Source organism: Candidatus Walczuchella monophlebidarum (assembly GCF_000709555.1).
In the GTDB taxonomy this organism is placed as follows: domain Bacteria; phylum Bacteroidota; class Bacteroidia; order Flavobacteriales; family Blattabacteriaceae; genus Walczuchella; species Walczuchella monophlebidarum.
In genome coordinates this window covers 34,533-49,091 of sequence record NZ_CP006873.1, presented here as the reverse complement: position 1 = coordinate 49,091, position 14,559 = coordinate 34,533, and the positions used below count along the sequence as shown (strand labels likewise).

The window sequence follows — 14,559 nt, the reverse complement described above, 5'->3', positions numbered from 1 at the left end:
TTTAATTACCAACTAGATTTTTTTATACCTGGAATTAAACCCATATTTACAAGTTCTCTAAAAAAAATCCGAGATACTCCAAATAAACGCATGTATCCTTTAGGCCGTCCTGTAAATTCACAACGATTATGCAATCTAACTCTAGAAGAATTTCTTGGAAGTTTTTGCAAACCCTCATAATTCCCAGATTTTTTTAGCTGATTCCGTTTTTCAGCATATTTTTGATATAATTTTAATCTATTACGTTCTCTAGATTGAAGAGATTTTTTAGCCATTTTTATTTATTTTTTTTTAAAAGGCAATCCAAGATATCTTAGTAATGAAAACGCCTCTTCATCACTTTTAGCTGAGGTAACAAAAGTAATATCCATTCCTGAAATTTTTTTAATTTTTTCTATCGAAATTTCTGGAAATATAATTTGTTCTGATATACCCAGATTGTAGTTCCCGTGACCATCGAAACTTTTAAAATTAATTCCATTAAAATCTCGGACTCTAGGAAGAGCGACAGTGATTAACCGATCTAAAAATTCAAACATTCTATCTCTTCTAAGAGTTACCTTAATTCCCACTGGAATTCCCTTACGGAGTTTAAAACCGGATTCATCTTTTCTTGATAGACAAGGGACTGCTTTTTGACCAGCAATAGCACTCATTTCTTCAATAGCATACTTTATAAGTTTTTTATCAGATACCGCATCTCCTATTCCTTGGCTAAGAATAATTTTTTGAAGTCTCGGAACTTGCATAGGCGAAGAATATTTGAATTCTTCCATTATCAGAGAAGTTTTCTTTTTATATAAACTTTTTATTCTAGGGAAATACATCATAATATTTTTCCAGAACGCTTAGCTATCCGAAACTTCTTTCCATCTTTTAGATGAAATCCAATACGGGTAGGTTTTCCGCTATCTGGATCAACTACAGAAATCTTTGATAAAGATATAGGAGATTCTCTTTTAATAATCTCCCCTTTGGTATTGTGATCATGGGGTTTAATATGTTGTTTTATAAGATTAACACCTTTTACAATAGCGGTTTTGTTTTGAGGAAAAACAGCTATTACTCTTCCTTTAACCCCTTTATAATTTCCGCTTAAAACTATGATTTTATCTCCTTTTTTTATTTTTGATTTCATAATCTAAAGAACTTCAGATGCTAATGATATAATTTTCATATATTTATTATGTGAACGGAGTTCACGAGGAATAGGTCCAAAAATACGAGTACCTCTAATTTCTCCTGAAGTATTGAGAAGGACACAAGCATTATCATCAAATGAAATATAAGAACCGTCTTCTCGACGAACTGGTTTTTTTGTACGGACAACTACAGCTTTAGAGACCAGCCCTTTTTTTATCTCACCTGAATAAATAACTTTTTTAAAAGATACTACGATCCTATCTCCTATCGAGGCATACCGCTTTTTAGTACCACCAAGTATACGAATAAGTAATACCTCTTTCACCCCTGTATTATCGACAACTTTCAGGATGGATTCTTGCTGTAACATCTAATAACTATTTGACTTCTTCTATTATTCTAACCAATCTCCAACGCTTACTTTTACTAAGTGGACGTGTTTCCATTAATTGAACAAGATCTCCCTCATTGCAAATATTATATTCGTCATGTGCTGCATATTTTTTTATCCTAGATATAGCTTTTCTATAAGAAGGATGTTTTACACGTCTGATTTCTTTGACAATAATAGTTTTATTCATTTTATTACTAATAACAACTCCTATTTTTTCTTTTCTTAAATTCCTTTTCATAACAAATTTTCTGTCTTTTTTTTCCTCCTAGCTCTAATTTTTCTAGTAATTCTTAATTTGATTATTAAAATTTTTTTCCTCATTTCTTATTTCAGATGCTTTCATTCTTATAATACATCAAAATTATTGGCGACTATAAATTTAGTCTTTACTGGTAACTTTGTTGCTGCCAACCGTAAAGCTTCTCTAGCTATTAATAATGTGACTTCACTAATTTCCAATAAAATACAACCTGATTTTACAGGCACTGCCCAAAATTCTACTGAACCTTTTCCTTTCCCCATTCTAACTTCTTGAGGTTTCCTAGTTATTGGTTTATCAGGAAAAATATTAATCCATAATCTTCCTTCTCTTTTCATATACCGAGTAGCTGCTATCCTAGAAGCTTCTATCTGACGGTCTGTTATCAAACTTGACTCTAATGTTTTTAACCCGAAAATTCCAAAAGAAAGGGTACAATTTCGACTCGATTTTCCTTTTATGCGACCTTTCTGTTGTTTTCTATATTTTGTTATTTTAGGTTGTAACATATTTTTTTGATTTGGGTCTTTGTTGTTTTTTCAATCCTATTAATGGAGATAGATCTGTTTTTTTTTCATAAATTTCTCCTTTCATAATCCAAACTTTTATTCCAATTATTCCATAAGAAGTCTGAGCAAAATCTATAGCATAATCTATGTAAGCACGAAGGGTAGAAAGAGGAATCCGACCCTCTTTATAAGATTCAGTTCTGGACATTTCTGCACCATTTAACCTCCCAGATATCTGTATTTTGATCCCTTCAACATCCAGACGTTTAGCATCATAAATAGCTACCTTTATAGCCTTCTTATAGGAAATTCGATTGGAAATTTGTTGGGATAAATTTTTGGCGACCAACCGAGCATCCAAAGAAGAATTACGGATATCATATATATTAATATTAACATCTTTCTCAGTCATTTTTTTTAATGACTCTTTTAGTTTATCTATTTCTTTTCCTCCTTTTCCAATAATAATACCTGGACGAGATGAAGTAATAGTAAGAATGATCATTTTTAAAGTACTTTCTATATAAATATGAGATATACTAGACTTTGAAAAGTGTGCTTCAATATATTGACGGATATGGTAATCTTCTTTGATTCTATTTTTGTAATTTTTTCCTCCATACCAGTTAGAATCCCAACCTCTTATAATACCTAGTCGATTAGCTATCGGATTTGTTTTTTGTCCCATTATTCTCCATTATTTTTACGATCCAAAAAAATACTGACATGGTTATATCTTTTTCTAATTTTATGACCTCTACCCTGAGGAGCAGCACGAACTCTTTTGAGCATATGAGCACTATCTACATAGATTCTACTAATATATAATTGCTCTTTCCCAAGAGATGGGTTATTATTTATCCAGTTAGCCATAGCAGAAAGAATCAGCTTTTCAAAATAAATAGAGGCATGTTTTTTATTAAATTTAACTACTTCTAGGGCCTTCTGGGTTGAAAGATTACGGATTAAATTAGCTATTAGTCTCATTTTTCGAGCTGAAATAGGGACGTTATTTAAACATGCAAAAACGGTACGGATTTTAGATATAGCACTTATTCTTTTTCTTGATCCCATAATGCTAAAATTTATTTTCTTTTTTTCTTAGCCCCAGCATGTCCACTAAAAATCCGTGTTGGAGAGAATTCTCCTAGTTTGTGACCTACCATATTTTCTGTAATAGATACTGGTATAAATTGTTTTCCATTATGAACGGCTATAATTTTTCCAACAAAATCTGGAGAAATAACAGAATTTCGAGACCAAGTTTTTATAACGGGTTTTTTATTTTTAATCGAATGAGACCTTTTTGTAACCTTTTTATATAATTTATAGTGGATAAATGGACCTTTTTTTAAGGAACGTGTCATAATTTATTTCCTTTTAATATATTTGTTAGAAATTCTATCTACCTTTCTGGTTGTCTTATATCCCTTAGAAAGAATCCCTTTCCTGCTTCTGGGATGACCCCCGGATGCTTTCCCTTCACCACCCCCCATAGCATGATCTACAGGATTCATAGCAACTGCTCTGGTCCTAGGCCTTCTTCCTAACCAACGGTTCCTTCCAGCCTTCCCAGATATTTCTAATTGATGATCTGAATTTGATACTGAACCTATAGTAGCCATACAAGTAGCCAATAGGATCTTTGTTTTACCTGAAGGTAGTTTAATTATAGCATATTTATTATCTCTATCAGATATTTGCGCATAAGAACCAGCACTCCGAGCAATTTTGGCCCCTTTCCCTGGTTTCACTTCAATACAAGAAATAATCGTCCCTAACGGTATCTCACTTAAAAAAGTAGCATTTCCTATTTCAGGAAGTACTGATTTTCCAGAAATAATTTTCTGTCCAACTTTAAGTCCATTTTGGGCAATAATATACCGCTTTTCTCCATCGTAATAATGAAGAAGAGAGATAAACGCTGAACGATTAGGATCATATTCTATAGATTTCACTACGGCAAATATCTCTCTTTTATCTCTTTTGAAATCGATAATTCGATATTTTCTTTTATGACCCTTTCCAATATAACGGACAGTCATTTTTCCAGTATTATTTCTACCTCCAGAAGAAGATTTTCCTTTAGTTAAAATTTTGCAAGGAATAGTTTTAGTAATTTCCTTAAAACTATTTACAATTCTAAATCTCTGTCCAGGTGTTATAGGTTTTAATTTTTTCACTGACATAATTACTGAATATTATGATAACAATCGAGATTAGAAAAATCTATCGATTGTCCTTTTTTAAATTCTACGAGAGCTTTTTTAATTTTTTTAGATTTAAACCGTTTAGGTGCACACACTATAATCCGGACATTTTTTACAGATACAGAATATCTATTTTCAATTATTTTTTTTATATCAGATTTATTATGACGGATATTTACTAAAAAAACGTAAACATTGTGCAACTTAACAGCAGCACTAGTTTTTTCAGTAAGAATTGGCTTTAACAAATCCATGTTTATATTACTTTTTTTAAATTTTCCTGAATTTTACAAAAAGCACTTTCGAAACAAATTAATTTCACTGAATTCAGTAAATCATAGCTATTTATTTCGTTAACAGTTATAATTTTTTTTCCTTGTAAATTTCTTGCCGAAAGATATAATTTTTTATCTGGGGTTTTTAATACAAAGAGTATTTTTTTATTTTCTAATTTAAAAGAACGTAATAGACTTAAAAATTTTTTCGTATTAGGCTTTTCAAAAGAAAAATCTTCTACGACTTTAATAGCATTATCTTTGACTTTTTGACTAAGTATAGATTTTTTAACTAAACTTTTGGCAAGTTTATTCAATTTTTGATGAAACGATCTTGGACGAGGTCCAAAGACTCTAGCCCCACCACGAAATATTGGATTATGAATATCTCCCTTTCTTGAACTACCTGTCCCTTTTTGACGATGAAGTTTTCTAGTGCTTCCTGATAATTTGCTCCTCTCCTTAGTTTGATTTGTTCCTTGACGTTGTGAAGCTAAATATCTTTTAAGATCAAAATATATTAAATGATCATTATAATCTATCTTAAAAAGAGAGGGATCTAATAAAATATTACGACCGGTAGATTCTCCTTTAATATTTAAGACGGCTATTTCCATTTTTTAATTGCTAGATATGTATTGTTATTACCAGGAACAGACCCTTTTAAAACAATCAGATTCCGTTCAAGAACTATTTTTAGGACTTTAAGATTTTTAACAGTAACATTTTTATATCCCATTCGACCTCCCATTTTTGTTCCTTTAAATACTCTAGAAGGATCAGATCCTGCTCCAATAGAACCTGGAGATCTTAACCTATTATGTTGACCATGAGTTCGTTCTCCAACTCCAGAAAAATGATGTCTCTTGACTACACCCTGAAACCCACGACCTTTAGATAAACCTGTGACATCGACAAATTCTCCTTCTGAGAATAAATTGATCCTGATTTCATCACCTAATTTTATATGATTCACAAATTCGCCAGAAAATTCCAGAATCTTTTTTTTCGGATACACTCCAGCTTTTTTAAAATGACCATACAGAGGTTTCGAGACATTTTTTTCTAGTTGATTATCGAAACCTAGTTGTACAGATGAATAACCATCTTTTTCAAAGGTTTTAATTTGTATAACTGAACATGGCCCTGCCTGAATAACAGTGCAAGAAACATGTTTTCCATCTTCATCAAAAAGACTCGTCATTCCAATTTTTTTTCCGATAAGACATGACATAATAAATTATCCTTTTATTTCAATTTCTACACCACTAGGAATTTCGAGTTTCATTAGCACATCTATAGTTTTAGAAGAAAGACTATAAATATCTAATAATCTTTTATGAATACGTAATTCGTACTGATCCCTCGACTTTTTATTAACATGTGGGGAACGTAAAATAGTAAAAATTTTTTTTTGTGTTGGCAAACATATGGGTCCGTTAACAAAAGCCCCTGTTGGTTTCACAGATTTGACTATTTTTTCCGCAGATTTATCTACTAAATTCTGATCGTAAGATTTTAATTTGATTCTAATTTTATGATTCATTTTTATGAGGATCTCCTTTTACCCTAAAAATAATAGATTCAGCAACGTTTTTAGGAGCAGATTCGTAATGAGAAAATTCCATTGAAGAAGTAGCTCTTCCTGATGAAAGTGTTCGTAAAGTAGTTACATATCCAAACATTTCAGTTAAAGGAACCTGTGCTCTAATTATTTTAGAATTGTTCCGATCATCTACACCTTGCAAAATACCACGACGTCGGTTTAAATCACTTACTATATTTCCCAGATTTTCTTCTGAAGTAACTATTTCAATTTTCATAATAGGTTCTAATAGAACTGGATTTGCTTTTTTTGCAGCTTCTTTAAAACCTATCTTAGCTGCTAGTTCAAATGATAATTGATCAGAATCAACAGTATGATACGTTCCATCTATTAAAGTTATTTTCATCGCATCTATTTCATAACCTGCTAAAGGACCTGTTTTCATAGCTTCTTTAAAACCTTTTTCTATAGATGGAATAAACTCCTTAGGAATATTTCCTCCTTTTACAGAATTAACAAATTCGAACGAATTCTTATTAGTAGGACCAATTTTAAATATAATATCAGCAAATTTCCCCCTCCCTCCAGTTTGTTTTTTATAAACCTCTCTATGTTGATATTCTGTAGTAAATGATTCTTTGTACTCGACTTGAGGTTTTCCTTGATTGACTTCTACTTGAAATTCCCTTTTCATCCTATCAATAATGATTTCTAAATGAAGCTCTCCCATTCCTGATAAAATCGTTTGTCCACTGGAATTATCTATCCTAACTTGAAGAGTCGGATCTTCTTCAACTAGTCTGGAAAGAGCAAAACTCATTTTATCAATATCATTTTTATATTTAGGTTCTATGGAAAACCCGATTACTGGATCAGGAAAAGATATACTTTCCAAAAGGATCGGCCTATTCTCATCACAAAGAGTATCTCCAGTTTTTATATCTTTAAATCCGACAGCAGCTCCAATATCTCCTGATTTAATACTATTAATCGGGTTTTGTTTATTAGCATGCATTTGATATAGACGAGAAATACGTTCTCTATTATTGGAACGAGTATTTAAAACATAAGAACCTGCATCAAGCTTTCCAGAATAGACCCGAAAAAAAGCTAACTTCCCTACAAAAGGATCAGTAGAAATTTTAAAAGCTAAAGCTGTAAATGGTTCATTATCAGATGGGATTATTTTTTCTGGTGATTTTGTTTTAAGATTATTTCCTATAATATGTTCCACATCTAAAGGAGATGGAAGATATTGACAAACAGCATCTAAAATAGACTGGACCCCTTTATTTTTAAATGATGATCCACAAAGCATAGGAACAATCTTCATTTGAATAGTAGCTTTTCTCAAATCTTCAATCAACTCATTTTCTGAAATCGAATTAGGATTTTCAAAAAATTTGTCCATCAAAATATCATCGTATTCCGCGATAGCTTCAATAAGTTTTCCACGATAGTCAGCTACTATTTTTTCAAGATTGTTGGGAATAGGGATATTTTTATAAGTCATCCCATAATCATCTTCACTCCAGATTATAGCTTTATTAGAAATCAGATCCACAACACCTTTAAAACTTTCTTCGCTACCTATAGGAACTTGCAGAGGCAAAGGATTCCCACCTAATATTTTTTTTACCTGAGAACAAACATTGAAAAAATCTGCACCTCGTCTATCCATCTTATTGACGAAACCTATTCTTGGTACTTTATATTTTTCTGCTTGACGCCATACAGTTTCTGATTGTGGTTCTACTCCATCTACCGCACTAAAAATAGTAACCATTCCATCTAAGACTCTTAAGGAACGTTCTACTTCTACGGTAAAATCCACGTGACCTGGTGTATCTATAAGATTTATATCATATTTATTATTACAATATTTCCATTCACATCTCGTAGCAGCTGAAGTAATAGTAATACCTCTCTCTTGTTCTTGAGCCATCCAATCCATAGTAGAAGCCCCATCATGGACTTCACCTATTTTATGGTTGATCCCAGTATAAAAAAGTATACGTTCTGTCGTAGTAGTTTTTCCCGCGTCTATATGTGCTGCTATACCTATATTCCTAGTAAATTTAAGATCTTTCATTAGAACCTAAAATGTGAGAAAGCTTTATTAGATTCGGCCATTTTATGAGTATCAATACGTTTCTTTACGGCTAATCCTTCTTCCTTAGATGCGGCAATAATTTCTGCTGCAAGATTATCAGACATACTTTTTTCATTTCTTTTTCGTGAGTAACAGATAAGCCATTTCATAGCTATTGATATTTTTCTATATGGACTAATTTGTCTCGGAATCTGAAAAGTAGATCCTCCTACTCTCCTACTCCTAACTTCTACATGAGGCATAATATTGGTCAGTGCTTGTTTCCAAATTTCGAGCTCATTTTTATCTTTATTTTCATTCCGTTCTTTTACAATTTTCATCGCACCATAAAATATATTATATGCGAGATTTTTCTTCCCATTTTTCATTAAATTATTAACAAAACGACTAACTAAAGGGTCGTTAAATTTTGGATCAGGTAATAAAGATCTTTTTTTCAGGTTTCCTTTTTTCATCTTTTATTTCTTTTTAAGATTCAATTCATTTTTGTCAGATTTAGTTCCATATTTACTACGTGCTTGTTTTCTATCTTTGACTCCAGCAGTATCTATAGCACCTCGTAATATATGATAACGTACACCAGGCAAATCTTTAACTCTTCCACCACGAACTAAAACGATAGAGTGTTCTTGTAAATTATGACCCTCGCCAGGAATATAGGCATTAACCTCTTTTCCATTAGTTAAACGGACTCTAGCCACTTTCCGCATTGCCGAATTAGGTTTTTTAGGAGTAGTAGTATAAACTCGTATACAGACTCCTCTCCGTTGAGGACAAGAATTTAAAGCCGGAGATTTGCTTTTTTTCTTAAAAATTTCTCTTTTCTTTCTTATTAACTGTTGGATTGTTGGCATAATATTTTTTTTATTTTAAAAATCAATTCATAATTGATACTGATTCTAGAGTTAGAGCAGAATCCGTTTAATAGTCCTTAATAATAAAAGGTTCCTCTTCATCAGAATGAATATTAAGCGTTTGATATATAAATTTATATGTAGAAAGTAAAATTGGGTTTCCATTTAGGCTACATTATGTTCAAAATGAACTGAAGGCTTATTATCTGCGGTACATCTTTTTTAATTATCTGAGGTTCAATAGCTAGGACCATTCCTTCTAATAATTTTTTCCCAGATCATGTAGATTTTTTCGGCATATCCAATTTCTCCTGTCCTATTCCCTATTCGACAAGAATATATCCCACGGGATAGAGAATTTTTAGTAACCTCTATGAGTTTTTTTCGGTCTTCAGATATTTCACCTACTGCAAAAGTATAAGCATGATACCCATAATATCCATTCATTAGGACCCCACAATCTATAGACACAATATCTCCTTCAGATAAAGGTTTTTTATTGGGAATCCCATGAACTATTTGTTCATTTGGAGCATAATGTATTGGGAAAATTATAAAGTCCTAGAAAAGCTGGAATACCGCCATGATCCCGAATAAATTCCTCTGGTTGGATTTCTGAAGTTAACATTCCTAATGTTTTGGAAACCAATTGAGCACTTTCTTTAATTAGAGAGAGTTCATGGGACAACATTAGGAGGAAGAGTAAGGATTAGAGCTTTTACAGGATCCCGTTATAAGGACAAAATAAGATTTTACCACCTTAAAAAGATAATCTTTTATAATCAGTAATTTGAATATTAGAATTAAATTTTTTTACATATTCTATTACAGATAATTTATTATTTTTTATAAATTTTTGGTCCAGAAGTAAATTTTCAGCCAAAAATTTATTTAATTTTCCTTGAGAAATTTTTTCTATCATATTTTCAGGTTTTCCTTCTTTTCTTGATTGTTCTTTTGCAATTTCTTTTTCTTTATGAAGGATCTCAGGAGATAACTTTTTTTTATTTAAAGCTATGGGATTCATAGCTGCTACTTGCATAGCTAAATTTTTAGCTACTTCTTGAACGCCTTTAGGGGCAGATGATAATCCTACTAAACTAGCTATTTTATTACCATTATGAACATAAAAAGATACAAAAGAAGCTGACAGTTTTTCAAAAAAACATAAATCAATTTTTTCTCCTATTACCCCAGTTTGTTCTATAAGTTTTTCCTTAATCGGAAGATTACCTATAAATTTATTTAATAAATCATCTTTATTTATACATGAAATCGCTATTTCTGCAAATTTATTAGCTAATTGAATAAAATCACTATTTTGGGCTACGAAATCAGTTTCACAACTTAATCCGATAATTACTCCTTGTGTTTCTTCTCTATTTACTTTTGCAATAAGAACTCCTTCATTAGTCTCGCGATGAGAAAGACTCAGAGCAATTTGTTTTCCATTTATTCGTAAGATTTCAATAGCTTTTTGAAAATCTCCCTTAGATTCTATAAGCGCTTTTTTGCAATCCATTATTCCAGAACCAGTTTTTTTCCTAAGATTCTTTATTTGATTAGCAGTTATTCTATACATTGTTTTCTCGTTCTTTTTGTCTCGAAGAAATTCCTATAGCTATAGCTTCACTTATATATTTTAAAATAATTGATATAGATTTTGAAGAATCATCATTAGAAGGAATAAAATAATCTACTAATTTTGGATTCGAATCAGTATCTACCATAGCAAACGTGGTAATATTAAGTTTCTTAGCTTCTTTAAGAGCAATTTTTTCTCGAGAGATATCTATAATAAAAATGGCAAATGGTAATCGCGTCATTCCTGATATAGATCCTATATATTTTTCAAGCTTTTTTTGAGACCGATTTATCATTAATAATTCTTTTTTTGAAAGAGATTCGTAAGCCCCACTTTTCTTTTTTTTGTCAATAAGATTAAGTTTTTTAACTGTTTTACGAATAGTTCTAAAATTTGTCAGTAAACCTCCTAACCAACGTTCTGTAATATAAGGCATATTATGCTTTCTCGAAACTTCTGAGACTATGTCTTTAGCTTGTTTTTTTGTGGCTACAAAGAGTATTTTTTTACCTGAATAAACAATATTCTGTATAGCTTTACAAGCTTCCTGTAACTTTTCTATAGTTTTATAAAGATCTATAAGATAAATTCCATTTTGTTTCATGTAGATATATGGACTCATATGAGCACACCATTTCCGTGAAGAATGTCCAAAATGGACATCAGTAGATAATAATTCTTTTATATTTATTTTCGATTTCGACATTCTACATTTATTTATTTAAAATAATAAAAAAATTAACGTTTTGAGAACTGTGATTTCTTTCTAGCTTTTTTTCTTCCAAATTTTTTACGTTCTACCCCACGTGGATCACGTGTCAGTAATCCTAAAGGTTTTAAAATTCTTCTATTTTCTGAATTGATCTTACAAAGAGCACGAGAAATAGCCAACTGAATAGCTTCAGCCTGTCCGTTTAGACCTCCTCCTAAAACACGAATTTTTAAATCGAATTTATCTATATTATTAGTAAGTGAAAACGGGTGTAAAATTTTATATATTAATAACTTTTGTGGAAAATATTTTTTATAATTTCTTTGATTAATAACTATTTGACCACATCCTGGGGATAAATACAACCGAGCTATTGAAGTTTTTCTTCTTCCTATTATATGTAAAACTTCCATATCAAATTAATTAATATTCAATACTATAGGTGTTTGAGACACATGTTTATGGTTTTTACCTACATAAACATGTAAGTTTTTATAAAGTTGATTCCCTAACCTAGTTTTAGGTAACATTCCTTTAACAGCTTTTTCTAAAATCACAATCGGATTTTTATTGAATTGTTCAAAAACGCTTATACATTTTTTCCCCCCAGGGTAACCAGTATAACTGATGTATTTTCTATTTTTCCAATTATTCCCTTTTAAACTGATTTTTTCAGCATTAATCACGATAATATGGTCACCACAATTTATGTGAGGTGTAAAAATAATTTTATGTTTTCCTATTATTATTTTAGCAATAGTCGAAGCAAGTCTTCCTAAACTTTGATCTGTTGCATCAATAAGTAACCAACGTTTGCTTAGATAATATTTTGAGCCGGAATTTGTTTTAAAGCTTAAACTGTCCACAGTATATTAAAAATAAAATCATTGTTTACAAAGAAAAGCATGAGTATATATAGCATTTTCGTTTTAATTAACAAAATTAAACACCAAAATATGATAAATGACATAAAGTCATTGAGAATGACATTCTCAAATAAACACACAATAAGATAAAACCCAAATTAATGGCACAATGCTTGTTTTCTATTTTTAAAAATTTTCCAAAATGAATAAAATTATTGGTATCGATTTAGGAACAACCAATTCCTGTGTTGCTGTAATGGAAGGTAATGATCCTATAGTAATTCCTAATTCTGAAGGAAAAAGAACTACTCCATCTATGGTAGCCTTTGTTGAAGAAGGAGAAATAAAAATAGGAGATCCAGCTAAAAGACAAGCTGTTACTAATTCTAAAAAAACGATTTTTTCAATAAAACGGTTTATGGGAACAAAATTTTCGGAGATTTCTACTGAAATAAATCGGGTGCCATATAAGGTTATACAAGGTCCTAATAATACTCCAAGAGTCGATATAGATAAAAAAATTTATACTCCACAAGAAATTTCAGCAATGATTTTACAAAAAATGAAGAAAACTGCTGAAGATTATCTTGGACAGAAAGTGACTCGTGCCGTTATCACGGTCCCTGCATATTTTAATGATTCACAAAGACAAGCTACTAAAGAATCTGGAGAAATTGCAGGATTGAAAGTAGAACGCATAATTAATGAACCTACTGCAGCAGCATTAGCTTACGGCTTAGATAAAAAGAAACATGATAAAAAAATCGCAGTATATGATTTAGGAGGAGGTACTTTCGATATTTCTATTCTAGAATTAGGTGATGGCGTATTTGAAGTACTTTCTACAAATGGGGATACCAATTTAGGAGGAGATGATTTTGACGATATTATTATTAATTTCTTGGTAAAGAGTTTCCAATCTCAAGAAGGTATTGACCTTCGACAAGATCCTATGGCTCATCAACGTTTAAAAGAAGCAGCTGAAAAAGCAAAAATAGAACTTTCCTCAGGACTAAAAACTGAAATTAATTTACCTTATATTACCGCTACTTCTTCTGGACCAAAACATTTAGTCCAAACTATTACTAGAGCTCAATTTGAACAACTTTCAGATGGTCTTATTCGTCGTTCAATGGAACCTTGCAAAAAAGCATTAGAATCCGCTGGATTAGATGCAATTAAAGATATTGATGAAGTCATTTTAGTAGGTGGTTCTACACGAATTCCAAAAATTCAAGCTTCAGTAGAAAAATTATTTGGAAAAAAACCTTCAAAAGGTGTTAATCCTGACGAAGTTGTAGCTATAGGCGCAGCTATTCAAGGTGGAGTTCTTGTTGGAGATATTAAAGATGTGCTTCTACTGGATGTTACCCCACTTTCTTTAGGTATAGAAACTTTAGGGGGAATATTTACTAAATTAATAGAATCTAATACAACTATCCCAACAAAAAAATCAGAAACATTTTCTACGGCTTCTGACAATCAACCAGCTGTAACTATTCGAGTAGGACAAGGTGAACGATCTCTTTTCAAAGATAATAAAGAAATTGGCCGTTTCGATTTAATTAATATACCACCAGCTCCTAGAGGAATACCTCAAATCGAAGTAACTTTTGATATTGATGCCAATGGGATTTTAAACGTTTCAGCTAAAGATAAAGGTACTAATAGAGAACAATCAATTCGGATTGAAGCTTCTTCAGGATTAAGTCAAGAAGAAATTGAAAAAATGAAACGAGAAGCCCAAGAAAATGCTGATAAAGACAGAAAATATAAAGAAGAAATTGATAAGTTAAATGCTACGGATGGATTAATTTTTCAAACTGAAAAACAGATTAAAGAATCCGAAAACAAATTCTCAAAAGAGAATAAGAAAAAAATCGAAGAGATTTTACAACAGCTGAAAAATGCTCGTGCTTCAAAAAATTTCTCTGAAATAGACAGGACGACAAAAATTTTAACCGAGATTTGGACCAGTATTTCACAAGAATTGTATACTGCTAAAAAAAATAGCGTAAAAAATACTTACGCATCTAATACTAAGAGTCAAAATGAAAATGTTCAAGATGTAGATTTTGAAGAAGTTAAATAAA

Annotated in this window: 22 protein-coding genes and 1 pseudogene; 1 reads left to right on the top strand and 22 read right to left on the bottom strand. The window is 31.2% G+C overall.

The window, feature by feature from the left end; translation table 11 throughout:
* Nucleotides 1–5: 5 nt before the first annotated feature.
* The 22 genes and pseudogenes from rpsN to rplM all read right to left on the bottom strand — a co-directional run bounded on the left by rpsN (nt 6) and on the right by rplM (nt 12,466).
* The gene (gene rpsN / locus FNIIJ_RS00250; protein WP_038436070.1) at nt 6–275 is read right to left on the bottom strand and encodes a 30S ribosomal protein S14; all 270 of its coding nucleotides are present in this window, start codon (nt 273–275) and stop codon (nt 6–8) included.
* A gap of 6 nt (nt 276–281) precedes the next feature.
* Nucleotides 282–830: a 50S ribosomal protein L5 gene (gene rplE, locus FNIIJ_RS00245; RefSeq protein ID WP_038436069.1), complete on the bottom strand. Its 549-nt coding sequence runs from the start codon at nt 828–830 to the stop codon at nt 282–284.
* Entirely contained in the window at nt 827–1,138 is a 312-nt protein-coding gene (rplX, locus tag FNIIJ_RS00240) for a 50S ribosomal protein L24 (RefSeq protein ID WP_038436068.1), read from the bottom strand. The genes rplE and rplX overlap by 4 nt, the downstream gene beginning before the upstream one ends.
* Nucleotides 1,139–1,141: 3 nt before the next feature.
* Nucleotides 1,142–1,513 (bottom strand): 50S ribosomal protein L14, encoded by a 372-nt coding sequence (gene rplN, locus FNIIJ_RS00235; RefSeq protein WP_038436067.1) that lies wholly within the window; start codon nt 1,511–1,513, stop codon nt 1,142–1,144.
* Between the two features lie 7 nt (nt 1,514–1,520).
* On the bottom strand, nt 1,521–1,775 hold the full coding sequence (rpsQ, locus tag FNIIJ_RS00230; protein WP_038436066.1) for a 30S ribosomal protein S17: 255 nt from the start codon (nt 1,773–1,775) through the stop codon (nt 1,521–1,523).
* Nucleotides 1,776–1,882: 107 nt separating this feature from the next.
* Complete coding sequence (gene rplP, locus FNIIJ_RS00225) at nt 1,883–2,305, bottom strand: 50S ribosomal protein L16 (protein WP_038436065.1); 423 nt, start codon at nt 2,303–2,305, stop codon at nt 1,883–1,885.
* On the bottom strand, nt 2,292–2,993 hold the full coding sequence (gene rpsC, locus FNIIJ_RS00220) for a 30S ribosomal protein S3 (RefSeq protein ID WP_038436064.1): 702 nt from the start codon (nt 2,991–2,993) through the stop codon (nt 2,292–2,294). Before rpsC ends, rplP begins: the two co-directional genes overlap by 14 nt.
* Nucleotides 2,993–3,379 carry a 50S ribosomal protein L22 gene (gene rplV / locus FNIIJ_RS00215; protein ID WP_038436063.1) on the bottom strand — a complete coding sequence of 129 codons (387 nt, stop codon included), beginning with the start codon at nt 3,377–3,379 and terminating at the stop codon, nt 2,993–2,995. The genes rpsC and rplV overlap by 1 nt, the downstream gene beginning before the upstream one ends.
* An 11-nt stretch (nt 3,380–3,390) precedes the next feature.
* Nucleotides 3,391–3,672 (bottom strand): 30S ribosomal protein S19, encoded by a 282-nt coding sequence (gene rpsS / locus FNIIJ_RS00210; protein ID WP_038436062.1) that lies wholly within the window; start codon nt 3,670–3,672, stop codon nt 3,391–3,393.
* A 3-nt stretch (nt 3,673–3,675) separates the two neighbouring features.
* Entirely contained in the window at nt 3,676–4,494 is an 819-nt protein-coding gene (gene rplB, locus FNIIJ_RS00205; protein WP_038436061.1) for a 50S ribosomal protein L2, read from the bottom strand.
* A gap of 2 nt (nt 4,495–4,496) precedes the next feature.
* Nucleotides 4,497–4,769: a 50S ribosomal protein L23 gene (locus FNIIJ_RS00200; protein WP_038436060.1), complete on the bottom strand. Its 273-nt coding sequence runs from the start codon at nt 4,767–4,769 to the stop codon at nt 4,497–4,499.
* A 2-nt stretch (nt 4,770–4,771) separates the two neighbouring features.
* On the bottom strand, nt 4,772–5,407 hold the full coding sequence (rplD, locus tag FNIIJ_RS00195) for a 50S ribosomal protein L4 (RefSeq protein ID WP_038436059.1): 636 nt from the start codon (nt 5,405–5,407) through the stop codon (nt 4,772–4,774).
* A complete protein-coding gene (gene rplC, locus FNIIJ_RS00190; RefSeq protein WP_038436058.1) occupies nt 5,398–6,024 on the bottom strand; it encodes a 50S ribosomal protein L3 in 627 nt (208 codons plus the stop codon). The genes rplD and rplC overlap by 10 nt, the downstream gene beginning before the upstream one ends.
* Nucleotides 6,025–6,030: 6 nt before the next feature.
* Nucleotides 6,031–6,336, bottom strand: a complete 306-nt coding sequence (gene rpsJ / locus FNIIJ_RS00185) for a 30S ribosomal protein S10 (RefSeq protein ID WP_038436057.1) — start codon at nt 6,334–6,336, stop codon at nt 6,031–6,033.
* Entirely contained in the window at nt 6,326–8,428 is a 2,103-nt protein-coding gene (gene fusA / locus FNIIJ_RS00180; protein WP_038436056.1) for an elongation factor G, read from the bottom strand. Before fusA ends, rpsJ begins: the two co-directional genes overlap by 11 nt.
* Entirely contained in the window at nt 8,428–8,904 is a 477-nt protein-coding gene (rpsG, locus tag FNIIJ_RS00175) for a 30S ribosomal protein S7 (RefSeq protein WP_038436055.1), read from the bottom strand. Before rpsG ends, fusA begins: the two co-directional genes overlap by 1 nt.
* Before the next feature lie 3 nt (nt 8,905–8,907).
* A complete protein-coding gene (gene rpsL / locus FNIIJ_RS00170) occupies nt 8,908–9,303 on the bottom strand; it encodes a 30S ribosomal protein S12 (protein WP_038436054.1) in 396 nt (131 codons plus the stop codon).
* A gap of 67 nt (nt 9,304–9,370) precedes the next feature.
* Nucleotides 9,371–9,994: pseudogene (locus tag FNIIJ_RS00165) on the bottom strand (M24 family metallopeptidase).
* Between the two features lie 69 nt (nt 9,995–10,063).
* The gene (gene tsf, locus FNIIJ_RS00160; protein WP_038436053.1) at nt 10,064–10,885 is read right to left on the bottom strand and encodes a translation elongation factor Ts; all 822 of its coding nucleotides are present in this window, start codon (nt 10,883–10,885) and stop codon (nt 10,064–10,066) included.
* Nucleotides 10,878–11,594 (bottom strand): 30S ribosomal protein S2, encoded by a 717-nt coding sequence (rpsB, locus tag FNIIJ_RS00155; RefSeq protein WP_038436052.1) that lies wholly within the window; start codon nt 11,592–11,594, stop codon nt 10,878–10,880. The genes tsf and rpsB overlap by 8 nt, the downstream gene beginning before the upstream one ends.
* 32 nt (nt 11,595–11,626) lie before the next feature.
* Entirely contained in the window at nt 11,627–12,013 is a 387-nt protein-coding gene (gene rpsI / locus FNIIJ_RS00150; RefSeq protein WP_038436051.1) for a 30S ribosomal protein S9, read from the bottom strand.
* Nucleotides 12,014–12,019: 6 nt separating this feature from the next.
* Entirely contained in the window at nt 12,020–12,466 is a 447-nt protein-coding gene (rplM, locus tag FNIIJ_RS00145) for a 50S ribosomal protein L13 (protein WP_038436050.1), read from the bottom strand.
* A gap of 202 nt (nt 12,467–12,668) precedes the next feature.
* Here rplM and dnaK point away from each other — a divergent pair, with 202 nt between their 5' ends.
* Nucleotides 12,669–14,558: a molecular chaperone DnaK gene (gene dnaK, locus FNIIJ_RS00140; RefSeq protein ID WP_038436049.1), complete on the top strand. Its 1,890-nt coding sequence runs from the start codon at nt 12,669–12,671 to the stop codon at nt 14,556–14,558.
* The last annotated feature ends 1 nt before the right edge of the window (nt 14,559 follow it).